The sequence below is a fragment of the Saliterribacillus persicus genome (assembly GCF_003337485.1).
Taxonomy (GTDB): domain Bacteria; phylum Bacillota; class Bacilli; order Bacillales; family Amphibacillaceae; genus Saliterribacillus; species Saliterribacillus persicus.
Genome location: NZ_QPJJ01000001.1, coordinates 97,579 through 121,153 on the forward strand (window position 1 = coordinate 97,579; position 23,575 = coordinate 121,153).

21 protein-coding genes are annotated in these 23,575 nt (G+C 35.8%); 6 read left to right on the top strand and 15 right to left on the bottom strand.

The genetic code is table 11. The features are described 5' to 3' along the window. The first annotated feature begins 30 nt into the window (after positions 1 to 30). Complete coding sequence (locus tag DFR57_RS00410; protein ID WP_114351483.1) at positions 31 to 1,284, top strand: aminopeptidase; 1,254 nt, start codon at positions 31 to 33, stop codon at positions 1,282 to 1,284. A 374-nt stretch (positions 1,285 to 1,658) separates the two neighbouring features. Here DFR57_RS00410 and DFR57_RS00415 read toward each other — a convergent pair whose 3' ends face one another. Then, complete coding sequence (locus tag DFR57_RS00415) at positions 1,659 to 2,231, bottom strand: hypothetical protein (RefSeq protein ID WP_114351160.1); 573 nt, start codon at positions 2,229 to 2,231, stop codon at positions 1,659 to 1,661. Between the two features lie 305 nt (positions 2,232 to 2,536). Between DFR57_RS00415 and ric the strand changes: the two genes are divergently transcribed. Beyond that, a complete protein-coding gene (gene ric / locus DFR57_RS00420) occupies positions 2,537 to 3,241 on the top strand; it encodes an iron-sulfur cluster repair di-iron protein (protein WP_114351161.1) in 705 nt (234 codons plus the stop codon). Between the two features lie 81 nt (positions 3,242 to 3,322). Here ric and DFR57_RS00425 read toward each other — a convergent pair whose 3' ends face one another. After that, positions 3,323 to 3,958, bottom strand: coding sequence for a helix-turn-helix transcriptional regulator (locus DFR57_RS00425; protein WP_170132862.1), 636 nt, complete (start codon positions 3,956 to 3,958; stop codon positions 3,323 to 3,325). Positions 3,959 to 4,113: 155 nt separating this feature from the next. On the opposite strand from DFR57_RS00425, the gene DFR57_RS00430 reads away from it, so the two are divergent. The 4 genes from DFR57_RS00430 to DFR57_RS00445 all read left to right on the top strand — a co-directional run bounded on the left by DFR57_RS00430 (position 4,114) and on the right by DFR57_RS00445 (position 6,394). After that, a complete protein-coding gene (locus DFR57_RS00430; protein WP_114351163.1) occupies positions 4,114 to 4,734 on the top strand; it encodes a superoxide dismutase in 621 nt (206 codons plus the stop codon). 135 nt (positions 4,735 to 4,869) lie between these two features. Then, positions 4,870 to 5,331, top strand: coding sequence for a flavin reductase family protein (locus tag DFR57_RS00435; RefSeq protein ID WP_114351164.1), 462 nt, complete (start codon positions 4,870 to 4,872; stop codon positions 5,329 to 5,331). A 15-nt stretch (positions 5,332 to 5,346) separates the two neighbouring features. Then, entirely contained in the window at positions 5,347 to 5,835 is a 489-nt protein-coding gene (locus tag DFR57_RS00440) for a DUF1189 family protein (protein WP_114351165.1), read from the top strand. A 16-nt stretch (positions 5,836 to 5,851) separates the two neighbouring features. Next, entirely contained in the window at positions 5,852 to 6,394 is a 543-nt protein-coding gene (locus DFR57_RS00445; RefSeq protein WP_114351166.1) for an NUDIX hydrolase, read from the top strand. 42 nt (positions 6,395 to 6,436) lie between these two features. Here DFR57_RS00445 and DFR57_RS00450 read toward each other — a convergent pair whose 3' ends face one another. From DFR57_RS00450 to DFR57_RS00510, 13 genes are all read right to left on the bottom strand, one after another. After that, positions 6,437 to 7,354 (bottom strand): LCP family glycopolymer transferase, encoded by a 918-nt coding sequence (locus tag DFR57_RS00450; RefSeq protein ID WP_114351167.1) that lies wholly within the window; start codon positions 7,352 to 7,354, stop codon positions 6,437 to 6,439. Between the two features lie 369 nt (positions 7,355 to 7,723). After that, the gene (locus DFR57_RS00455) at positions 7,724 to 9,775 is read right to left on the bottom strand and encodes a glycoside hydrolase family 65 (protein ID WP_211315324.1); all 2,052 of its coding nucleotides are present in this window, start codon (positions 9,773 to 9,775) and stop codon (positions 7,724 to 7,726) included. Beyond that, positions 9,768 to 10,661: a glycoside hydrolase family 43 protein gene (locus DFR57_RS00460; protein ID WP_114351169.1), complete on the bottom strand. Its 894-nt coding sequence runs from the start codon at positions 10,659 to 10,661 to the stop codon at positions 9,768 to 9,770. Before DFR57_RS00460 ends, DFR57_RS00455 begins: the two co-directional genes overlap by 8 nt. Before the next feature lie 18 nt (positions 10,662 to 10,679). Continuing rightward, a complete protein-coding gene (locus DFR57_RS00465) occupies positions 10,680 to 12,296 on the bottom strand; it encodes a response regulator transcription factor (RefSeq protein ID WP_114351170.1) in 1,617 nt (538 codons plus the stop codon). Positions 12,297 to 12,307: 11 nt separating this feature from the next. After that, on the bottom strand, positions 12,308 to 14,101 hold the full coding sequence (locus DFR57_RS00470; protein ID WP_114351171.1) for a sensor histidine kinase: 1,794 nt from the start codon (positions 14,099 to 14,101) through the stop codon (positions 12,308 to 12,310). Between the two features lie 87 nt (positions 14,102 to 14,188). Further along, positions 14,189 to 15,031, bottom strand: coding sequence for a carbohydrate ABC transporter permease (locus tag DFR57_RS00475; RefSeq protein WP_114351172.1), 843 nt, complete (start codon positions 15,029 to 15,031; stop codon positions 14,189 to 14,191). Then, complete coding sequence (locus tag DFR57_RS00480) at positions 15,031 to 15,927, bottom strand: carbohydrate ABC transporter permease (protein ID WP_170132878.1); 897 nt, start codon at positions 15,925 to 15,927, stop codon at positions 15,031 to 15,033. The genes DFR57_RS00475 and DFR57_RS00480 overlap by 1 nt, the downstream gene beginning before the upstream one ends. A gap of 308 nt (positions 15,928 to 16,235) precedes the next feature. Next, complete coding sequence (locus DFR57_RS00485; protein WP_114351174.1) at positions 16,236 to 17,591, bottom strand: ABC transporter substrate-binding protein; 1,356 nt, start codon at positions 17,589 to 17,591, stop codon at positions 16,236 to 16,238. A 215-nt stretch (positions 17,592 to 17,806) separates the two neighbouring features. Then, on the bottom strand, positions 17,807 to 19,594 hold the full coding sequence (locus DFR57_RS00490) for an L-fucose isomerase (protein WP_114351175.1): 1,788 nt from the start codon (positions 19,592 to 19,594) through the stop codon (positions 17,807 to 17,809). Between the two features lie 22 nt (positions 19,595 to 19,616). Beyond that, positions 19,617 to 21,092: a rhamnulokinase gene (locus tag DFR57_RS00495; protein ID WP_114351176.1), complete on the bottom strand. Its 1,476-nt coding sequence runs from the start codon at positions 21,090 to 21,092 to the stop codon at positions 19,617 to 19,619. A gap of 25 nt (positions 21,093 to 21,117) precedes the next feature. Next, the gene (locus tag DFR57_RS00500) at positions 21,118 to 21,765 is read right to left on the bottom strand and encodes a class II aldolase/adducin family protein (protein ID WP_114351177.1); all 648 of its coding nucleotides are present in this window, start codon (positions 21,763 to 21,765) and stop codon (positions 21,118 to 21,120) included. An 83-nt stretch (positions 21,766 to 21,848) separates the two neighbouring features. Then, positions 21,849 to 22,280, bottom strand: coding sequence for an RbsD/FucU family protein (locus DFR57_RS00505; RefSeq protein WP_114351178.1), 432 nt, complete (start codon positions 22,278 to 22,280; stop codon positions 21,849 to 21,851). 34 nt (positions 22,281 to 22,314) lie between these two features. Continuing rightward, on the bottom strand, positions 22,315 to 23,334 hold the full coding sequence (locus tag DFR57_RS00510) for a LacI family DNA-binding transcriptional regulator (protein ID WP_114351179.1): 1,020 nt from the start codon (positions 23,332 to 23,334) through the stop codon (positions 22,315 to 22,317). Between the last annotated feature and the right edge of the window lie 241 nt (positions 23,335 to 23,575).

Sequence of the window (23,575 nt, forward strand, 5' to 3'; positions counted from 1 at the left end):
AGGAATTAAAAGGTAGGTGCTGAGTGTGTGATGAATAAAGGAATATATGAGCTTGTTAGCGAAGAACAGTTGAAAAAGTATGCAGAGCTTGCTGTACGAGCCGGTGTAAATGTGCAAAAAAATCAATTAGTGATTATTCATAGTGACATAAAAAATGTAACGTTTGCACGTCTAATCCAAAAGTCAGCCTATGAGTCAGGGGCTTCAAATGTGGTTATAGATTGGACAGATGAACAGTCTACCAAAGAATTTTATTTAAATGCAGCAGATGATGCCATCGATCACTTTCCCAACTGGCAGAAGGCTCGGTTTAAGGAGTGGGACGATGCGGGTGCTGCTTACATCCATATTATTTCTGAAAACTTAGATGTCTTTGAGGATGTTTCCACAGAACGGATAAGCCGATTTCAAAAGGCCTCTCGCACCATGTTGAAGGATTATTATGCAAAGATTAGATCTCACGAGGTACGCTGGTGTCTTCTAGCTGTCCCGTACTTCGCATGGGCAACTAAAGTATTTCCTCACTTAAGTAAAGAAGAAGCCCTAGAATCGTTATGGCAATTAATTTTACGTGGAGCACGGGCAGATGGAACAAACCCTATAAAAGACTGGGAAATTCATGACAGAGCCTTAGAGTCCCGGAAAAAGTTTCTAAACGACAGCCAGTTTGAAGCACTGCATTTTACAAATAGTCGAGGAACTGATTTATTAGTCGGCATGCCTAAAAATCACATCTTTATCGGTGGGAGTGTTATAGATAAGAAGGGAATACCGTTCTTTCCGAACATTCCCACGGAGGAAATATTTTCTGCACCCGATAAAAATGAGGTGAATGGCAAACTAGTAGCCACTAAACCGCTTATCTATGGGGGTAGTGTCATCGATGATTTTTACCTAACCTTTAAAGATGGACGGATTACTGCCTATTATGCTGCCACTGGGCAAGAAGCGTTACAAAGTCTCATCGAAACAGATGAAGGTTCACATTATCTAGGTGAAATTGCCTTGGTCTCTAACAATTCACCTCTTTCACAGGCGGATACTCTCTTTTACAACACCTTGTTTGATGAAAACACGGCCTGCCATATTGGAATCGGAAATGCTTCCCCTTCCAACCTTCAAAATGGCAGCAACCTATCGGTGAAAGAGTTGAAGGGTGCAGGACTTAATACTTCCCTCCTGTTAGTCAATGTGGCCTTTGGTACCGAAGATATGAAAGTAGTGGGTATTAAAGAAGATGGAACTGAAATCCTATTAATGAAAAATGGTGATTTCCAATTCTAATTTGTCGTCTTAGCGATCTCCAAAATGGAATACAAAAACTTAAATATGTGGCCAATAAATTGGCTGCATATTCCCTTTTTGCATTCAGTTCTTTTTTCTAAATACTAGATAACTTTCTTCAAAGCTGGATATCCTTCCACTAATACCAGAAAAACTATGGTTAAAGTTAGATATGATTGTTGTAAAGCCCGAAACATATTGCAGGAAACCAAATACCCCCTCCTTAACCTCTTAAGTTCCTATATTACAGGCTAGCATTCGAGATCAAACAAACGAATACGCATTTATACTCGTATTCAATTCATCACCTTTTGCTTTCCTATAACAAAAAAGCCATAAACACAAATCAATGTGCTTACGACTCTCTCTAAAAATTATTTAATATAATGTAAATCGAAAAAGCTATCTTTTCCTAGATGTTGTACATATGTTTTTACTAAATCTTTTAAATCAGTAGAAGTATCTAAGAAGATCCATTCATCTTCTGCGCTTCCGCTATAATAAACTCTCTCTACGATGAACTCTCTTTCATCTGAATCATCGGTGACAAGACGAAATCGGAGCTCTGTGAAATAATTTTTATAACGGGGATCAGATAGAGCTTCTACTATGACTGGCATTTCATCTATAGAGGTAACGGGATTTTCGTACGTATAGATATAGATCGTATCTTTCTTTACATCCAATTTAAAATCTTTAATTGGACTATATTTCTTTATGCCTTGATCTACTATTTTCACTTCTTTTTCGGTAAAAAGCCTTGGTAACTTTTTACGTAAAAATACTCTTCCATTTGGGTGCTCATAAATTTCAAAGCCTTCTGGTATCTCATCTACTTTTGATTGATCATCATTTTTCTTGAAGTAATAATTATCGTTCCCTTTTTTTGTTAAACGATGATGCAAAAAATAATCTTCTCCTCTAAAATTTGTATATTTTATCGTCATATTTCTCACCATCCTCTATTCATTTCGGTATCCTGTGTTTATCTAACATTTTTACTTTGTTAGATGTCCTTTTAATAGTGTAACAAAATTTCGACTAGAAGTCTTTCCCTATACTTCATGTTTGTTTTTAAAAAGACTTCACAAAACTGTCAGAAAATACACCCTCAATATGTGACTTAGATCACATGTTTTTAGTAAATATTTTTGTATGATTAGTATAGAATACTTTTCAAACTTTATAGAATAACTTATTTATCCGTATCTTTGGCATATATAAGGTTCTCAATTTAAAAGGAGGAAAAAACATGAAATTATTTCAAATGGAAGATACTCCCGCTGACATCGTAAAAGTTTATCCGAAGGCTAGTGATATATTTAAGCAAACAAACATAAATTTTTGTTGTAAGGGTAATATTCCCTTAAGTGAGGCAATAGAAAAAAAGAAAGAAGCTATAGATGGCGATGCTTTTTTAAAAGATTTAAATAGCGCTTACCAAACATGGCATGAAGAAGGAAATGTAGAAATAAACTGGGACGAAATGTCCAGTACTGAGCTTATTTCTCATATTGTAGAGCGCCATCATCATTATCTAAAAGAGGAATTAGAGCCGATCGGCTTCTTTGTAACAAAAATATTTAAGGTGCATGGTGATAAGCATCCATTTTTGAAAGACCTATACAAATACTATCACATGTTTAAAGTTGATATGGAAGCGCACATGCAAGAAGAAGAAAATGATTTATTCCCATTAATTGAGGCTTATGACCAAGAAAAGGACGACAAATTATTTCAAGAAATAAAAGAACTAAATACTGTTATGGAACAAGACCACGAGCTCGCAGAAGAATTTTTAACTGCTATGCATAACATCACAGATGGATTTACTCCACCAGTAGATGCATGTGGCTCCTTCCGAACTACTTATGCACGTTTGGCTGAATTAGAAAAGAATACCATTCAACACGTTCATTTAGAAAATAATCTGTTATTTAAACCATTTATGCATTAATTTTCAAAGCTCCTAGTTACGGCGTAACTAGGAGCTTTGTCTGCTATTAGACAATTTCCCGGGAAATATTACAAAACCTTTTTAATTGGATCCAACATATTCTAAATCAATATGAAAACTGCAATAATGATCTTCATTCGTTCGACATGCTACACGATTCACGGCATCCGTTTCTAAAACCTCTTTAAACATATCCGTTTCACACTTGCATGCCACGTGATGGTCTCTAGCAATATCTATTATCGGACAGTTGTACTCTCTAAGTTCATAATTATTTTCATCCAATTTTATTACTTCTGTCATATAGCCTTTTTGATCTTGAAAAGCAGCTAATTCATATAACTTATCTTTCTTAACGTCATTTTTAAACTCAGTTTTATAAGCTTCTGCTTGTCTTTGCTTCCGGCGCTCAAATAATTCTTCCACTGCATCTTCCCCGTACATTTCACTTATATCTTCTAAAAATCCAAGACTAATCGTCTCGTAATTTTTCGGAAAGTAACGATCTCCTTTGGCAGTTAACACAAAATACTTAGATGGTCGACCTAACTCACTTCTTCTTTCTTCAACATCGATCATCCCATCAAGTTCTAAGGCTTTTAAATGCTTTCTAATAGCCATATGCGTAATTTGAAGTTTTTCTATAAAATTATTCACAGTTAAGGCTTCTTCTTTCTTTAGTTCTTCTAAAATTAACTCTTTAGTTGTTTTATGCATATAGCACCTCCAGATTTTTTCCATAATTACACAAGCGAATTGTTTGCATTATTTAAAAAATCCATGTATGTTGTTGATAGATACTTTCTATACTATCTAGTATAAAAAGTAATCACTACAATTACAACTAAAAACATGGAAAGGATGATTAACAAATGGCAAATTTCACATTACCACAACTACCTTATAGCACAGACGCACTAGAACCACACATCGACAAGCAAACAATGGAGATCCACCATGGCAAGCACCATCAAACTTACGTTGATAAATTAAACGCAGCACTAGAGGGTAAAGGTTCACTAGAAGAAAAATCACTTGAAGCTTTACTACGAGATCTAGATAGCTTACCTCAAGATATTCAAACACCAGTGAGAAATAATGGTGGAGGACACTACAATCACACATTCTTCTGGGAAATTTTAGCACCAGCTGATCAAAGCGGCGCACCATCTTCTGCTCTTCAAAAAGCAATTGATGACACCTTTGGAAGCTTCGACAAATTTAAAGAAGAATTTTCAACAGCTGGAGCTACTCGCTTTGGATCTGGTTGGGCTTGGTTGATTGCTAACAGAGATGGTTCTCTAGAAATCACGAGCACACCAAATCAAGATAATCCAATTATGGATGGAAAAACTGCCATCCTTGGTGTGGATGTATGGGAACACGCTTATTATCTTAAATATCAAAATAAACGCCCAGAATACCTTTCAAATTTCTTTAATGTGATTAACTGGGATGTTGTATCTGAAAAGTATGCACAAGTAACTGCATAAATTTAGATTAGATGAAGAAGTCGGTAATATATCGACTTCTTCATTGTTATATAAAGTGAAGTAAATGCTATACTTAAGTTACATTAGCTATTATAATCTCCACAACGGATGAGGCTTTTAGGAGGAAATATCACCATGGAAAAGCAAACTTTTAGAAAAGCAATGAGTAAATTTGCGACTGGAGTAACTGTCGTAACAACAAAATTAGATGATGAAATTCATGGAATGACCGTCAATGCATTTATGTCGGTGTCACTAGACCCAATGCTTGTAACCATTTCTTTAGATAAAAAAACACATTTATGTCAAAATGCCGACAAAATGAAGCGCTTAGGGATCAGTATTTTACGTGAAGAACAACAAGAAATATCCATGATCTTTGCAAAACAAATAGATAAAAAGTTTGAAGATTTCACAACACTTGATGATGTACCAGTAATCAACGGCGCTTTAACAACACTAGCCTGTACTGTTCAAAACCGGGTAGAAGCAGGAGATCACGAATTAATTATTGCTGAAGTTGATGAAATTGTATTAGGTGAAGGAAAACCTATTTTATATTTTGATAGTGCTTATCAATCGATAGAAAAGAAGTAGATAGCGGAGGAACGTATGCAATTACTGAATGTTTTTGTTAATAGTAGTAAGCTCCCTAATAAGCAAGCGTTATTCTCACTTAATAGAGTAGGAATGCGGGACACTTTAGTTTATTTGTTTTTAGTTTTCATCGTCGCTTTCTTACCAAATGTTATTTTATCTATTATTTCATTCCCTACAAGAGAAGCAACGATTCCTTTTAGCTTATATATTTTGCAGCTTATTGTCTTTTACCCACTACTTATGATGTTTTTAGTGGTAAGTGGGGTTACATTTTTGACCTGTGGATCATGGGTTATCAAAGTTATTAATAAGCGAAAGCTAGCTTTTGCTCAGCTTTGGAAAATGACAGGATATGCTTTAACTTTACCCCTCTTTTTTTATAATCTTTTATACTTGCTTGGTATACCAATTAGGTGGGCGACGATAATTTTTGCAATTATTCTTTATGGTATTATGTTTTTAACGATAAGAGTCTATCCTAAACCAGCAACTAAAAAATGATGAAGGAGTCAATAATATGGTTAAATCTCCTTGGAAAACAATTTCGTCTCAGACCACAACACATGACCGGTTTACCATCACGAACGATGAGGTGGAATTATCCAACCAAGAAATGCGAAACTTTTCTTATATTAATTTTGCTGATGGTATTTGTGTCTTGGCTATTACCCGAGAAGAAAAAGTTCTTGTGCTTGATCAATACCGTCATGCCGTCCAATCATGGGAATTAGAATTTCCAGCAGGGATGATCGATGCAAATGAAGAACCTGAAAAAGCTGCAGAAAGAGAACTTCTAGAAGAAACAGGATACCAGTCTAATCTTTGGACATCTCTAGGGAAATTTTATCCATCACCCGGCTCAACTTCAGAAACAATTCATCTTTTTCTAGCAAATGATTGCTACAAAGTCTCTGAACCGACACTTGAAGCCAGTGAAGAAATTGAATTAAAGCTTGTTCCTGTCGAAAAATTTTTTGATCTCGTTCAAAATGAATCGTTTAAACACGGGGCTGGTTTAGCTTGCTGGGGCAAATATTTATCATTTTCATACAAAAATTAGCCCCTGTCTACTTTTTAAAAAGAAACAGGGGCTAATTTAATATTAATTTACGATCATGTTATGAACTTTACTTCTCTCTTCCTCTGGAACTATATAATAGTATATTCCACCAATTGTCTCACCAGAGCCTTGCACTTGATAACTAGTAACATTCTTTCGTGTATTGACATAGTCAGATAATAAATTTCGCATATCTTCAAAATCAAGACTCGTAGACATGTTATTACCCATTATATCAATCACTTCTCCAACCTTTGCAATATTTCCTACAGAAGCACCTTTTTCAATTATTCCTTGAATCACTTTACGTTGTCTTTCCGTACGGCCAAAATCTCCATTTGGATCTTGTTTACGCATGCGAACATAAGCCATCGTTTTTTGTCCATCCATTTCTACTGGACCTTTTGTGAAGCTGTAGTTTCCATCACTCCATTCGATTTCGTTCTGAACGGTGATAGAACCTAGCTCATCTACAAGCTCTTGTAAGCCCTCCATATTGATTCTCATATAATAATCTAATTCAATATCAAGGAAGTTTTCTACTGTTTGAACTGCCATATCTGCCCCGCCAAAAGCGTATGCATGATTAATTTTATCTTCATTTCCACGACCGACAATTAATGTTCTTGTATCACGCGGGATACTTATCATTTGCAAGGAGTCTTCCTCAGGTCTGAGTGTTAACACCATTAAGGCATCTGAACGACCTGTATCATTTTCCCTTGCATCAACACCTAGCAATAGTATATTTAAAGGTTCTGCATCATTCATTTTCTTCTTTACTTTGTCGCGGTCAATTGACTCTACAGGCTCATGCATTTTAGAATTGACTGTATCTCTTACATCGTTAACAACTGTCCATATATATATCCCTACACCTACAACGATCAAAAGCAATACCAATAATAGAATTTTCCACCATGATTTTTTCTTTTTATTTCTATCTGTACGTTTTCCCATATTTTAAACTTCATCCTATCTACCATATAATAAAACAACTAGCTTTCATTATATCATATCGACCATTCATCTTGACAAGACTTATTTACAAAATTTTATTTATATTACCATAATATTACATTAAAAAACCAGAAAAGACCTCGCTGTCCTTTTAGTAGACAAAGATTAGTTGTTGAATCATATGGACACGAAAAATGACAAACGATAAAATATAATATTCATACTGAAATAAATGATAGACTTAACAACCGTTACGGCTTCCCCACTTAACTCGAGGGGCGTGTCTTCAGCTAATCCCCTGGGCGACGAATTGGAAGTGGAAGCCGTCCGCTTCTACTCTAACGGTTATATGAATGGTTAACTTCTCCCCTACCGTAAAGGGAATATATTTTCTAGTTCGATTTTCCATGAGCCATCATCCGGGAAGCCTGGTGCTTCTTTTTCTGAACCACTAAAGCCTTTTGCCATCATCGCTACTGCTGTTAACAAGCCACCATTACCCGGAAGATAAGTGGTTAACGCATCATGCTGATAATTTTGTCCATTCACAAGATAGGTGTTTTTCACCTGATCCATCAATAAAAAATCAATAGCTAATTCGCCTTCACCTAAACGCGCTGCAGTCATCGCACACATCGGAAAATCCCAGCCCCAAGCTGTATTCCACTGCCATTCATCTTTTACTTTATACAATGTCTGACGCATTTTCTCTTTATCTATCATATTTCCTGGTAACACACCTAATGCTGCTACCATCGACGGATGATCATGATTTTTTTCTGTAAAAGTATCCGTACAATTGGAATGCGCTAAATACACAGATTCATCCGATGGAGGGGTAGCTAAATTATTGCGAACGTCTATCCAGATTTTAGGAACCTGTTCTTCCAGTCGTTCTTTCCATTCTATTGCAATCGATAAACCTTCATGCCAATACTCAAGTTCATAAGGGGGATTGATACTATCTTCCATCTTATGATTTTCTTGTGCCGGTATTAAAGGCGGCCCTAAGACATACACGCCTTTCTTTTCATCAAAATGGGCATAGGAACTCATGAAATCAGCGGTAGAAAACACAATTTCCTTATATTTCTCTAATAAAGAATGTTTTTTATTCGTTTGATAAATAAGCTCTAATAAGGCAATCGGATGTGGCTGTTGCCAAATAAGACCTGGTGCAATCGGAGAAGGAGTTTGATCTCCTTCTGGACCAACCATCTTCGGCCATCTGGCACCTATGTATCCTTGACTTTTTGCTAAAGCATATGCTTTCGGAAGAATATCTATATACCACTGCATACTTCTTTCAAGCAAATTCTCACGATTCCAAAGCGGGAAATGTGCACCATGCCACCAATGCATTTCTAAATGAAACTTGCCAAACCAGCTATTATACATGAAACCCGTTTCCTGGGGTGGTACGTGACCACTGCTATGGACTGCAGTTAAATAAAGGGAAAGAATGACTCTTCTTTCCAGTTCCTGTGCCCTAGGATCTGTGCTTCCTTCAAAACTAATAAATCCTCCATTTTCCCAAAAACCCTGCCAATATTTCGTGCTACTTTCAATTACTTCAGGAGCGCTTAGCTTTACTGGTGTTTGTTTTGAAAAAGCTATTGTTAAATAGAGAGAAGTATCCTCTACCTTTTCTGGAGTAAGTTCTAGCGTATGTGTATCTGTTAGCTCAATTTGCGCATCGATGGACCAATCAAGTGCCACTTGATAACTCGTATCGTCCATCGTTCTTTCAATTCTACATTCTTTTGACGTATTATCCTTTAAACGCGTTTCGTGATTGTTTTTTCCCCAATCAAGCTGTGTAGTATTTTCCCATTTTTCATCATGCATAGATGGACTTGGAAAAGCTAGCTTAACTCCCACTCGACCATCCTTAATTAATACGGAGTCAATTTTCACTCCAATCACATCACCATCACTTGCACACGCTGTTTCAACTGATACTGGTATACCATCAACCTCAAAATCACTTTTAATAATTCCTGTATACAAGTCGTGGTATTGTCTAACTGGAATAATGTTGCTAGAATCGATAACTCCCATTGCCTCATCAAAAAATTGCAGACCACACTGACCCAGCTGCAAGCGATGTGGGTTTTGCCTTAGCCAGTGGTACGCTTCTTCTTTATCCTCTGGGAAAAGGGGATAGGGTACATCTTTTTGGTAGCTTCTGTATGAGTTGAACGTTATATCCTCGAGGGTAAAACGATCTTTGCCACCAGTTGCATGCCATCCCCATGATGATTGTGTACTTAATGGAGCCTGATATTGTTCTGGAAACGTCTGAAGACCTGTAAAGTCAACAGACATCCCAAAGTCACCATTACCTAAAGATAATGGTGCAACGGGATCAATTTCAGTAAGGAGCGGAGAATGCCTTTTTATCGTTTCTTTTCTATTCATCTTTCTTGCCTCCAATTTTTCCATCGTTTTCTTCCATTGGAATAAAAATTGGACGCTCCTCTGGTGTTTTGTTAGGGGAATGTAGAGTTAGAATTAAGTTATCCTTTAAATCATGGAAAAGCATGCCATGTCCGCCATCACTTGTAAACATTGGCTCTGCGTCATGTATCCATGGACCTTTTATGTCTCCAGTCATTGACCTTGATATGCCTTGTGCATAGACATTATCTACAAAGCTTGCCCATAATAATAACAATTCGCCATTTTCCGCTCGATATACAAATGGACCATCTGTCACATAATTATCCTGCGTGTTTCGTGTTTTATGCTTAAAAGAAGTTGGCCAAGGGGCTTCTGACGCATTAAACAAAGTAACAGGCTTTCCGATAGTTTCTTTTAAATCCTCCGTTAAGCGAACAGCACAAACGCTGCCATCGCCAATTTGCACCCACTCATGACAGAAAATCATCCAAGGTTTATCCTCTTCATCTAAATGGAGGGTTCCATCTAAGGAATACCAGCCTTCAGGGGTTACCGGTCCATCACTGTGAGGTAAAAACGGTCCCATCAAAGAATCCGCTTTTAAAATTGCTGTACCTCGTTTCCCATTATCTTTTCTTAAAAAGGTTGCAAACATATAATAGCTACCATCATAGGCATGTACTTCAGGAGCCCAAAAATTTTCTTCTGAATAAAAATGCTGATCCGGGCGAAATACTGGGTATGGACCTTCCCAATTCTCTAAATCATCACCAACATAAACATCGAAACCTGTTCCTTTTCCCCAAATATTTTTATCCGTACTTCCATATAAGTAGTATTTCCCTTCTGATTCATTCACGTAAACAAAGGGATCTCGCAATTGAATATCCTTATTCTGTACCATTAGTGCTTTCTCTCCTTTTTAGAAAAATTCAGATGGACTAACGCCTGTAATCGCTTTAAAAACCTGGCTGAAATAAGTAGAATTTTGATATCCAACCATCTCACTGACTTCATATACCATGTAGCGTTTTTCACGAAGAAGTTCTTTTGCTTTTGTAATCCGATATTGATTCAAAAAGTTTACAAAGGATTCTCCTGTAACCTTTTTAAATAACTGGGATAAATAGTTTTTGTTAACATACAAATCCTCAGCAATTTCAGCTAGTGTAATTTCTTCATCGTAATAGTTATACACATGCTCTTTTACTTTTTCTACTAATGTACTTGTTTTTCTTCCAGAAAAAAACGCCTTAGATTCCTCTACCCATTTTGTTAATTGTTCAGTCATCCAATCCAACAATTCTTTTGTAGTTGTTTGCTCGTAGACCTTAATTAATAGCTCGGATTTTTGAATAGGTTGTCGTTGCGCTTGCTCTAAAACATGTTCCTCCATCATCAGCGCACTTAAAATATTGATCGAAATTGTCTGTACCATATAATATGGTGATTGTTTGTCCTTCGATAAAAGATTTACGAGCTCATTCCAGCTAAACAAGACACGATCATAATCTTTTTCGACAATCGCTTGATTCATTTCTTTAATCGAAGAAAACGGATAAACAAGTGTATCGTCTGCTTCAATTTTTACTGCATCATCAAATACGTATAGTTTATTCCATTCTTCGTATTCTGCTACTTCAAGCGCACGCATGCTTTCTAAATAACCATCAATTAACTGATGCAACCCTTCCTTTTTGTTACTCATACCAATCATAACGGAAATTTTTACAAAATATAAAACGTTCTCCATCATTTTATTAGCCATCTCTATATTGGAAGTGAACTGATCCCCAAAATCATCTTCAAACCATGTAATTAGAACATAGCTTGTATCTGAATAATCAATCAAATGCGCAGATAAACTACTAACCCTTATATAGGTTTGCATTGTTTCCTCTAAAATATTCCCTACACTAAACTTCATTAATTGCCATTCACGCTCATGCCCTTTTGTTAAGTAAGGGGGTCTGTTTAACATAAAGGTTGTAACTAAAACATTTGCTTGTTTCTCAATATTTAATAAAGATAGTTTTTCTGGGGTTATAGCAGCTGGTTTATAACGATTGGAAAGTAAATCACGAAAGAAAGCATCCTTTTGATATGCAAGGTAGGAAGGCAATTGCTGTTGATAGTTCTCTAGCATCCTACTTTCCTGTTCCTCTACTTCTATTTCCTGAAGTACTTCCTCCATCACTGTTTCAATCTCAGAAACAGGAGAAGGCTTTAAAAAGAAGTGTTTTACACCATAGCGAATAGCTTTTCTGGCATTTTCAAAATGATTATAGCCACTATGAATCACCATACGTATATCAGGATAACGTTCACTTACTTCTTTTATTAAAGTCAAGCCATCCATATTTGGCATGTACACATCTGTAACGATTAAATCCGGTTGGAAGGTTTCCATTTGCATCAAGGCATCCTTGCCATCTGTAGCAGTACTAGATACTTCCACATGTAGTTTCTCCCAATTCACATGCTTTAGAAGACCTTCCCTAACAGAAGGATCATCATCAATAATCATGACTGTTTTCAAGTTGCTCCCCCCTATATATGTGATGAATTCGTATCATCCATTGGTTCGTGATGTACTACCGGTAAGGTCATTTCGACTAATACCCCACCATCCTCATGATTGTTTATTTCAATATTGTAGCCATCGCCACAATACATCCTAATTCGATCTCTAACATTCTTAATACCGATACCTCGAACATGCTGATCATTAAAGTTTTCAGGTAACCCTTTTCCATAATCACGAATCGTAATTTTTAAAACTTCTTGCTCCTTAGATGAAATAAGATTTGCTTCAACATCAATTCGCACCTGCTGTTTTTCATTATGGTCATAGCCATACTTCATACTATTTTCAATGAATGGCTGTAAAATAATTTTAGGTACATACAAGTCTTTGATTGATGCGGGCACGCGTGCTTTATACTTAATATCCTGCTGCAGGCGTTGTTTTTGAATATTGATGTAGCATTTCGCGTGCTCTAATTCATCTCTGAGCCTTATAAAGCTAAGTCCACCACTCAATCCAATACGCAGCATTTTACTGAGATTATTAACCATCTCACCTACATCATCTGCGTCATGGTCAAGTGATTTCCATTTAATCATGTCCAATGTATTATAGAGAAAGTGTGGCATGATTTGGCTTTGTAAAGCTCTCATTTCAGCTTCTCTTCGGTTTTCATTTTCGAGTTCTACTTTACTTACAAGGTCACTTAATTCAGACGTCATCCGGTTAAAATTAGAAGACATTATGTCATACTCTTCTACATAATGCTTTTTCATTTTCGTGTCAAACTGACCCTTTTCGACCTTCCGCATCGCCTGGATCATTTGACCAATTGGCTTTGTGATCCATCTCCCTAGTGCATAAACAATAGGAATGGATAAAACAATGGCAACTAAACCGATTAATAAAACAATGGCACCCATTTGCTTCGTTTCTTCATATAAATCATCAACAGGAACAACCTGTACTAAACGCCATTGATCATAGTTAGGTCTTGAAATAAGTAGTAAGTAATATTCATTATTTGATCTTATTATTTGATGATGATTTCTTAAATCCTCATATTCTTTCGTTAATTGCTTAAATATAGAATTATCGGTATTACTAATAATTTCATTCAAGACTGGGAAATCCTCTGTGGAATGTGTTTCAGCTATAATTCGATTGCCTGTATTAAGTAAAATAAATGGTTCATTTATTTCCGCGTAAAGATCCGTATCACGTAAATAATTCATAAAATCAGATGCTAACACATTGACCTTTAGATAACCTACTGTATTATTTCGTTGATTAATAATGCGATGAACATAGCTGATTACATTTTGTCCAATCGTATTACTTTCATGGTTTGGCACCCATCCGTTATCAACAGAATCAATAAAAGGCTCAAACCAGGCATACTCCTTCAAACGGTCTTCTGGCAAAATTGTGTGGTCATATAAATAAGGGGTATTCGCATATCGATCAGTATATATCTCAATGGAATATACTTCGTCCTTTAAGCTAGATATATTATTTACAATGTTCTTTAATTCTGTGCGCTCAGTTAGTGCCTCATACGGATTCTCTAAATTATCACTAAAAATATCTGTAACAGATCGATCTATAGCAATAAAAGTACCTGCTTCACTAATATTGTTTATAACACCCGACAATTTATTAGCGCTTTCATTCAATAGCGATAATTTTGTTTCACTAATTTCTTCTGAGGTGAAATTAAAAAAATATTGATAAGAAGCATAGCTTACACCAGCAAGGAAAAGAGCATTTACAAGCACAAAGCTCAACACCATTATTGTCTTTAGTTTACGTATCATAGCGCGGCCTCTTTTCTAGCTCCGTTTATAATTAAGTATACCTAGAACAACAGCCACGCGGCTTTTGCGTGACTGAAGTGATGCTTATTATCCTTTTATACCTGTCGTTGCAATACCATCAACAATATAACGTTGGAAGATAAAGAACACCGTAGTTATAGGGATTAATGATAACACAGACATCGCAAATACAGAACCCCATGATGATTCACCTTGAGAATCTAAGAATAAACGAAGCCCTAATGGAACGGTAAAATGCTCCACTGTGTTTAAATAGAGAATTTGACTAAAGAAATCATCCCACGTCCAGATGAAAGTAAATATTGCAGTCGTAATTAATACAGGTACGGCTAATGGCATAATAATTCGTGTGTATATTTGAAATATACCACAACCATCCATAATTGCACTCTCATCTAGCTCACGTGGAATGCCTCTAAAGAATTGAACCATTAAAAAGATGAAAAAGGCATCTGTAGCTAATAATTTAGGTACAGTAAGCGGCAAAATTGTATTCACCCATCCTAAATTATGAAAAATAGTATATTGCGGAATTAACGTTGCATGTGCTGGTAACATGATAGTCATCAACATACAGGCAAACCATAATTTTTTTAATGGAAACTTCAATCTAGCAAAAGCATACGCAGCCATTGAGCAAGTAATAATATTTGCTATAACTGCAATGGTACTAATTAAGAATGAATTTTGGAAAAATTGTCCGAAAGTTGTATTACGCACAACATTCCAACCTGTAAAATAATTATCAATGGTCCATTCTTTTGAAAAGAGTCCTGGTGATGAAAAAATTAAGGTTTCTGGCTTAAAGGATGCTGAAATCATCCAGATTACCGGATAAAGCATAAATAATCCAAAGATAATAATGAATATATGTGTGAGTAATCTGCTAGTTTTTGTACTTTGATCCATTATAGTTTCCCCCCATCTTCGTAATGCACCCAATATTTAGAAGAGAAAAAGATAACCAATGTCATAACTCCTAATACGAATACTAACACCCAAGCCATTGCTGAGGCGTAACCCATTTCAAAATGAGTAAACCCTTTTTGGTATAGATACAACGTATAGAATAACGTAGAGTTTATTGGTCCACCTGTTCCCTCACTTATGATGAAGGCTGAGGTAAAGACTTGAATGGATTTAATTAATTCAATCACTAGGTTAAAGAAAATAACTGGTGATAATAATGGTAAGGTAATACGGAAAAATGTCTGTATCTTTGTCCCACCGTCTACCGCAGCAGCTTCATACAGTTCTTTTGGAATCTGTTTTAAGCCTGCTAAAAAGATAACCATCGAAGCACCAAACTGCCATGTTGCAAGAATAATAATCGTGCCTAGAGCATAATCCGGATGTGAAATCCAACCTTGACCTTCGATATTAAAGTAAGCAAGAACCTGGTTTACTAAACCATCGATTTCAAATAAGTTTTTCCATAGAATTGCAATTGCAACACTTCCACCTAATAAGGATGGTAAGTAGTAAGTAGTTCTATAAAAGCCTACACCCATCATTTTTTTATTTAACAATACCGCTACTAATAATGCAGCAATTAATTGTGTGGGTACAGCAACAAAAACAAATGTTAAGGTAACCTTTGCAGATGCGATCCATCTAGTATCTTGAAACATTTCTTGATAGTTCGCTAGACCTACCCATTCTGCAGGGTTTAATAAATCGAATCTAGTAAATGATAAATATAACGAACTAATCATTGGTCCGAGTACTAATCCTAAGAACCCGAAAAGCCATGGTAACAAGAAAATATAGGCAATAATGTACTGCTTTTTCTTATCTTTTGACATCTTTGGTTTTTTTATAGTTGTTGGTACAGCTTCTGAACCAGCCAATTGGCACCCCTCCTAAATACTTAATAAAACTCGACTTATCGCCAGGTCTTATGGCGAAAGCTTTCGTTTTCTTTATACTATAGTCCGATAAATTTTATCCTTTCCTATAGTATGAAAATAAGTTGAAGTCTTCATTTCAAAAAACAACTAGCCTAACAAGTTGTTATTCTGAAATTGTTTTAATAATTATTTTTAAGACTTCAAATAATAAGGATGTAACAAAGTGACTCTAGACAAGAGTCACTCTGTTCATCCAAATCTAATTATTCAGCTTCTTCGTCTTCATATTTTTCAATATTAGATAATAACTCTTCAAAATAATCTTCTGAAGCTTCATCTACAGATTTTTGATCATAATAAATGATTTGCTCTGTTTCTGTGAACAACTGTGTATTTTCGTTATATCCTGGTAAGTTCGGGATATAAGGAGCATCAGAAGTTTCACTTACTAGATCGATATATGCATAAACTTTCTCGTCTAGTTCACTTGCGCTTTCAATTAAGCTTTTGCGTACTTCTGAGTTAACTGGAGCACCGCGGTCATTCCCTAGAACATCCGTAGCTTCTGTGTTATTTACAAAGAAGTCCATAAATTTAGCAGCTTCTTCTGGATGTGGTGTATCTTTGTATGCTGCAAAATACTGACTTGGTCTTAATGAAACTCCATTCTTACCTGTTTCAGAATTATATGGATATGGATACAATTCAAACTCATCTTCAGTTGCACCGGCATAAGCACCTAATTGGTTACTTGCAATAGACTCAACTGCAACATCACGTTGCACGATCAAAGATTGCTCTGGTGTTTGAGAAGCTGATACTTGTACTTCAGCCATAGCTGCTCCACCACTTTCTCTTAAATCCTGCCATAAACTAAACCAATCTTTTACATCCTCTACACCAAATCCTATTTCTCCATCAAGATACGTGTATTTATCACGCTGGGCTAAGAATACACCAAATCCATCCTCACTAAAGTCTGATGCACCGTACATGCCATCGATATTTTCAGTGATCTGTGGTGTGATATCTTGAAAATCTTCCCAAGTCCATTCTTTACTCGGCATGGAAATTCCAGCTTCTTCAAAAGCAGTCTTGTTAACTAATACACCCCAAGCAGTAGTACCTAAAGTGACCCCAAATAGTTGATCATCAAATGTTGCAGAATCCAACATACTTTGTGAGTGCAAGCTAGTATCTAATTCATTTCCAACATAATCATCAAGTGGTAAAATAACATCTCTTAGTACAAAGTCATTTAAGTTACCACCAAATTGAATAACGTCTGGCGCATTACCTGCTGCTAGCTGCGTATTCAATTTATCAAAGTAACCATCAAACCCTGAATACTCTGCTTCGATTGTGACATTAGGATTTTGCTCTTCGTACATTTCGATTACTTGAAGTGTACGATCATGCCTTTCTTGGCCACCCCACCAAGCAACACGTAAGGTAATGTCTTCTCCTTCTCCACTTGCTTCTTCATCTGTCTCTTCTGTTCCCTCTGTTTCTGTGTCATTGTTTTCTCCTGATGTTTCTTCTTCGTCTGAACCTGAACTACAAGCAACAACGACAACTGTTAATAAACTTAAAATGAAAAGTAAAAATAATTTCTTCAAATTAACTAACCCCTTTCTGTATTTGATAAGTTCATTCTATAGTGTAACCCGTTTTATTTGAATAAAGAAAAGTAAGGGCTTACATAAGAAAAGTTAGGTTGATTAAAAATTTGAAGGATGCTTCATTATTAATAAAAAGAACTGTCCTCTTTAATCAAGAGAACAGTTCTTAATCTTTGTTATACAATTATGTGTTTTTTTGAGTGTTTTCAGGATTAACGATATAACGGTCCATAAATTTGGCAAGCCCGATAATCAGCAGCCTCTGGGTCCTGCGTGCCAAACATATTCCAAGCACTTGGTCTGAATAGATTTTCATCTTTTACATTGTGCATATTGACAGGTATACGCAGCATCGATGCAAGTGTAATTAAATCGGCGCCTATATGGCCGTAGCTCATTGCACAATGATTTGCGCCCCAATTATTCATAACCGTATATACATCTCGGAATGCACCTTCACCTGTGACATTAGGTACAAACCAAGTCGTTGGCCAAGTTGGATCTGTACGATTGTTTAATATTTCATGAACTTCATCTAATAATTCAACCGTATAACCTTCTGCAATCTGAAGTACAGGACCTAATCCTTTTACTAAATTCACGCGAGCAATAGTTACCGGCATATCGCCTTTCGATTTGAAGTTACTAGAGAATCCACCACCTCTAAAATACTCCGTATTAGCTGGGCGCCACTTTGTAGCTTGTAAAGATTTATTTACTTCCTCTTTCGTTATATCCCAGTATGGTTTCATTACAGGTTTTCCATCTTCTTCTTGCTGACCAGTACCATCTAAAGCTGCTGAACCAGAATTTAACAAATGAATAATACCATCTTGTGCTTTACCTTCTAGTTTTTGTCCGGTCACACGTTTCACAGCTTCTGGACTCCAATATGTTCTAACATCTGCAAAAACCTGCGCTGTATTTGTAAGGAGGTGGCCAAATAACATTGTTACAGCGTTCAATGTATCATTTTCCGTTGCAACCATATAAGGCGCTCGAATTCCATTCCAATCAAAGGAAGAATTAAGTATCGCTTCCATGAAATCACCATTAGGAAGATGATCTGTCCATTGACGTTGACCTTGGAAACCAGAAGCTATCGCATTTCTACCCATTGCTTCTTCTTCATATCCCATTTCAGCTAATTTGAGGTTACCTTCCATTAAATCTCTAGTTATAATGGTCATCTTTATATTCATTTTTAAATCTTCTTCTTTTTGTTCCTTCGAGCGTTGATTTCCTTCACTGTTAGTGTCAGAACCAAAGGCACAGTTTTGTTTTACCCATGCATAGGCTTTTTCATATTCTTCTTTATCATATATTTCTTCATTTATGCGACGATTTAATTCCGTCATGTCTACATATTCATTTCGCATACCTAAATAATCTTGGAAAAAACCTTCATCTACCATACTACCAGCGATTCCCATGGAGACGGAACCAATAGATAAGTAGGATTTATCTTTTAGCATCGCCACAGCAATTCCTGCTTTAGCAAAGCGTAAAATCTTTTCAACTACATCCTCCGGTATTGTTTGATCATCAATATCTTGTACATCTCTACCATATATACCAAAAGCAGGTATCCCCTTTTGATTATGCGCCGCCAATACTGCAGCTAAATAGACTGCACCAGGACGTTCTGTTCCGTTGAATCCCCAAATTGCATTCGGTCGATTTGGATCCATATCCATTGTTTCTGAACCATAACACCAACACGGAGTTACCGTGATCGTAACACCAACATTCTCTTTATCAAATTTCGCTTTTGCTTTTGTCGCTTCTGCAACACCACCAATGCATGTATCCGCAATAACCGTTTCAACAGGTTGGCTATTGTTATAATTTAATTCATCAGAAATTAATTTTGCCACCATTTTTGCCATATTCATCGTTTTCTCTTCTAAGGACTCTCGAACACCTTTTCTTCTGCCATCTATCGTTGGGCGAATACCTATTTTCGGCATATGTCCTATATATCTGCTATTTTCAGTCATGAATATTCCTCCCTTAGCAATACTAACCTTGCAGTATATTTTCATTAAAATAATTATATTTATCTTCCCATTTATCAGAATCTTGTGGTTTGTATTCTTTCAAAGGAAAAGATCTTTTAACTACTTCCCTAGCTTCTTTTATATTCTTCACTTCACCTAACGCAATCCATTGCCCAATTGCATTTCCAATTGAACTTGCTTCAATTGGACCAGCTATTACTTTAAGCTCAGTCGCATTTGCTGTTAATTGGCACAATATCTGATTTCTAATCGCTCCACCTCCCATATGTATGCGCTTTAATTTCTTTCCAGTTAAAATTTCAAGATGGTTGATCACCCATCTATATTTTAAAGCTAAACTCTCTAGGATACAGCGAATAATTTCACCCTGAGTTTTCGGCACAACCTGGTTGGTATCACGGCAAAATTGTTGAATCGCTTCAATCATATTATTGGGAGTGAAAAAGGATGGATGATCAGGATCAATCAAAGATTGCAAAGGTTCAGATTCCATAAATAATCGATTCTCATTTTCATAATCGGTAGTTATGCCTTCTCTTTCCCAAATTAATCTAGATTGCTGCAACAACCACATACCCATATTATTTTTTTGTAACCTATAATATCCATCCATCGTTCCTTCACTAGTAAATCCCCATTTCATTGCATTTGCGTGTGTGACCGGGTCATCTACCGGAACTCCTATTAATACCCAAGTACCGCAACTCATAAAAATCGATTGATCGTCTTCTAAAGGTAACGCAGCTAAAGCACAGGCTGTATCATGACCTGCTGTGTATGTTACTTTTACTGGATCCATTTCCATTTCTTTATTAATAGCCGGTAAAGTTTCACCAGCAATAGTATATGGTTCTACTATTGGAGCCATCAGATCCTTTGGTAAAGATAATCTATCGAGAATATTTTTATCCCAATCTTTATCAAAAGCAGATAACATCTGCGTTGTTGAGCTTATTGTAAATTCATTGTATTTTTGTCCACTAAATAAATATGCTAGTAAATTTGGAGTTAGTAACAGTGTCTCAGCTTGTTCAAGCAACTTAGGATTTGCTTCTTTAATTGTATATAATTGAAATAATGTATTAATAGAGGCAATTTCCAAACCCGTCAAACCAAATAACTCGTCTGAAGAAATTTGATCTAGTACACGTTCCATCCCTTCAATATTTCTAGGATTCCGATAACTATAAGGATTACACAATATTTCCCCCGTATTCGAAAGCAAACCGAAATCCACACCCCAAGTATCAATTCCCATACTTTCTATTTGATCAAAACCTTTATAGATACTTTTTTTCATCGCTTTTTTCATTTCACTATAAATATTTAAAATATCCCAGTAATAATTATTGGTTACTTGGACTGGAAAATTCGGAAAACGATATATCTCTTCTAGATACATATACTTTCCATCAAAACTATTTACCATCAACCTTCCGTTAGAGGCACCGATATCAAATGCCCAAACCCTTTTCATGAAATTCCTCCTTTATTTCTTATTTCTAGGAATCTTTTAATAACTTTGCTCGATATTTCTCGCTTGAAAGATTACGTAGGTCTTGGCATTCTTCATCCGTCAATAAATTCGGCACCCCAACAGTAGTAGAAATCGTATATACCTTTGCCGCTTCTTCTACAAGCTGCATAAAGAAATACGCTTCTTTCATAGATTTTCCAACTGTTAAAACACCATGATTCCTCATCACTACAACTTCAGTTTTCTCAATCACTTCTGCCACAGCATCTGCTAATACATGCGTGGTGGGAATCATATAATCTAGATATTTAACATTTTTAATCATCGCCGGAAAATCTGGAAACATGCTAGGAATTTCTTTACCAGCTGAAGAAACACCGACAGAATAACTAGGGTGGGCATGTAAAACGGAGTCTATATCTGGTCTTCTTCTAAAACACTCAAGATGCATTTGCACTTCTGAAGATGGTTTCAAGTTACTTTCAACGTCACCTGTTTCAATATTCACTTTCACCCATTGTTCCTCTTCAATTTCTTGTAAATCGAAGCCACTTGGAGATATATACATATATTTATCATCACGCATACTCAAATTGCCACCGGCTCCAACTACTAAACCAGATTTAACTAACTTCATTGCATATTTACTTAATTGCTCTCTAACATTAGACATTCTATAAACCTCCCTATTAAAAATTTTCATTCTACATAGCTAAAGCACAAATAGAAAATCTATAAACCTTTCAAATATATAATTTAAGAAATTACACCTTTTTTCAATATTATATTGCCATATAATGCTGTTTCAGTAGTTGCAATTATTGCATATGCTTCCTTTGATCTCTCATAAAAATCAAAACGTTCTTCATAACCTATTTGCCCAGGTGATATTTCATGATGATTTAAAATATTTTCATATGAATTCCATATAGCAGGCGCCTTTTCCGCACTTTTATCTACTACTTCCATTAAAGTAATAGGTTTCGCTACAAAGTCATCAACAGGAAGTAATTGTAAAACAGCATCTAATAATGACGGTATATCGTGGCCATCACATCGAATTAACCTTTTCGCATAATTTGCCGCCGGAAAATTACCGTCACCGATAACAATTTCATCTCCATGGCCCATTTCGTGAAGCGTTTTCAATAAATCAGGCGACAAAATATTAGGGATTTTTTTTAACATATCAGCCCTCTTGTTTCCTTTTGAAAAATTTTATTCAAAGTCTTCTTGTGGATTTTCTAATGAAAATGTCGGGTGGTAAAACAACTTTTCTTTCCTGATTAATATTTTGATGTTCTACTCTTTCAACCAAGAACTGCGTTCCTATTCTTCCAATTTCTGTAGCAGGTTGAGCTGCAACTGTAAAAAATGGATCAAAATAAACAACAGGTTCTACTTCATCAAAACAAACAACAGAAATATCTTCAGGGACATTTAAACCCAGTTCTTTTAGAGCTTTAATAACACTAATAGCTATGAAATTATTAGCAGCAAAAATAGCTGTTGGTTTTTTATCTTTTTCTAGACTCATTAATTGCTCAACTATATCTTTTGCACTTCCTGCCTGCACACTTTTAAAGTCAATCTCCGATAAATAGTGATCATGTACAGCTAAATCATTTAATTTTAACGTTTCCAAGTAACCACGTTGTCGTTCCCTTGCAGTAGATACATTAGACGGACCGTTTATAAGTGCAATATTGTGATGACCGTAATCTATTAAATGCTTCACTAACTTTCTACTACCTTCATAACTGTCACCTAATACATAATCACCTTCAAAACCTTCTATCATTCGGTCAATTAAGACCACTGGAATGTTATGTTGTCTTAAGCGATTAATCTGACTTATTGTTTCATCACTAGTTGGTGCGATAAGTACGCCATCAACTCTTGCTGAAATCATCATATCAATATAATTTACTTCTTTTACGCTATCCTCATCCGTGTTACTCATTAACACTCGGTAACCAGTGGCAACTGCTGCATCTTCAGCACCTCTAGCTATCTTTGCAAAAAATGGATTGGAGATATCTGTTAAAATTAAACCTAAGGTTTTAGTTTGATTTGATGTTAAACTTCTGGCTGCAGAATTTGGAATGTAACCTAATTCTTTGATTGCTTGTTCTACTTTCTCTCTAGTAGTACTACGGATTTTCCCTGAATTATTAATAACTCGTGAAACTGTCATTGGTGAAACATCTGCTTTTTTTGCAATATCATATATCGTAACCATAAGCGCCTACCTCTTTTTTCTAAATCTTTGTTTATTATGATACCGATAACATAAAATTAATGCAAGCGTTTTTTATGAAATTGTTTTTTCTTTTTCAATACATATAATAGGGTTAATTGTTGTTTTTAAATATAAAATCAAAGGATAATCACCCGGTTATAATAATAAACATATAAAATTCTCGTTGACATACTATAAAGTATATGCTAGATTTTATGTTACCGATAACCGTAAGCGCTAT

What these genes read in the sequence shown, in the direction of transcription:
- DFR57_RS00410 (WP_114351483.1), top strand. Translation starts at nt 31, where the DNA reads ATGAATAAAGGAATATATGAGCTTGTTAGCGAAGAACAGTTGAAAAAG.
- DFR57_RS00415 (WP_114351160.1), bottom strand. Translation starts at nt 2,231, where the DNA reads ATGACGATAAAATATACAAATTTTAGAGGAGAAGATTATTTTTTGCAT.
- ric (WP_114351161.1), top strand. Translation starts at nt 2,537, where the DNA reads ATGAAATTATTTCAAATGGAAGATACTCCCGCTGACATCGTAAAAGTT.
- DFR57_RS00425 (WP_170132862.1), bottom strand. Translation starts at nt 3,958, where the DNA reads ATGCATAAAACAACTAAAGAGTTAATTTTAGAAGAACTAAAGAAAGAA.
- DFR57_RS00430 (WP_114351163.1), top strand. Translation starts at nt 4,114, where the DNA reads ATGGCAAATTTCACATTACCACAACTACCTTATAGCACAGACGCACTA.
- DFR57_RS00435 (WP_114351164.1), top strand. Translation starts at nt 4,870, where the DNA reads ATGGAAAAGCAAACTTTTAGAAAAGCAATGAGTAAATTTGCGACTGGA.
- DFR57_RS00440 (WP_114351165.1), top strand. Translation starts at nt 5,347, where the DNA reads ATGCAATTACTGAATGTTTTTGTTAATAGTAGTAAGCTCCCTAATAAG.
- DFR57_RS00445 (WP_114351166.1), top strand. Translation starts at nt 5,852, where the DNA reads ATGGTTAAATCTCCTTGGAAAACAATTTCGTCTCAGACCACAACACAT.
- DFR57_RS00450 (WP_114351167.1), bottom strand. Translation starts at nt 7,354, where the DNA reads ATGGGAAAACGTACAGATAGAAATAAAAAGAAAAAATCATGGTGGAAA.
- DFR57_RS00455 (WP_211315324.1), bottom strand. Translation starts at nt 9,775, where the DNA reads ATGAATAGAAAAGAAACGATAAAAAGGCATTCTCCGCTCCTTACTGAA.
- DFR57_RS00460 (WP_114351169.1), bottom strand. Translation starts at nt 10,661, where the DNA reads ATGGTACAGAATAAGGATATTCAATTGCGAGATCCCTTTGTTTACGTG.
- DFR57_RS00470 (WP_114351171.1), bottom strand. Translation starts at nt 14,101, where the DNA reads ATGATACGTAAACTAAAGACAATAATGGTGTTGAGCTTTGTGCTTGTA.
- DFR57_RS00475 (WP_114351172.1), bottom strand. Translation starts at nt 15,031, where the DNA reads ATGGATCAAAGTACAAAAACTAGCAGATTACTCACACATATATTCATT.
- DFR57_RS00480 (WP_170132878.1), bottom strand. Translation starts at nt 15,927, where the DNA reads ATGTCAAAAGATAAGAAAAAGCAGTACATTATTGCCTATATTTTCTTG.
- DFR57_RS00490 (WP_114351175.1), bottom strand. Translation starts at nt 19,594, where the DNA reads ATGACTGAAAATAGCAGATATATAGGACATATGCCGAAAATAGGTATT.
- DFR57_RS00495 (WP_114351176.1), bottom strand. Translation starts at nt 21,092, where the DNA reads ATGAAAAGGGTTTGGGCATTTGATATCGGTGCCTCTAACGGAAGGTTG.
- DFR57_RS00500 (WP_114351177.1), bottom strand. Translation starts at nt 21,765, where the DNA reads ATGTCTAATGTTAGAGAGCAATTAAGTAAATATGCAATGAAGTTAGTT.
- DFR57_RS00505 (WP_114351178.1), bottom strand. Translation starts at nt 22,280, where the DNA reads ATGTTAAAAAAAATCCCTAATATTTTGTCGCCTGATTTATTGAAAACG.
- DFR57_RS00510 (WP_114351179.1), bottom strand. Translation starts at nt 23,334, where the DNA reads ATGGTTACGATATATGATATTGCAAAAAAAGCAGATGTTTCACCAATG.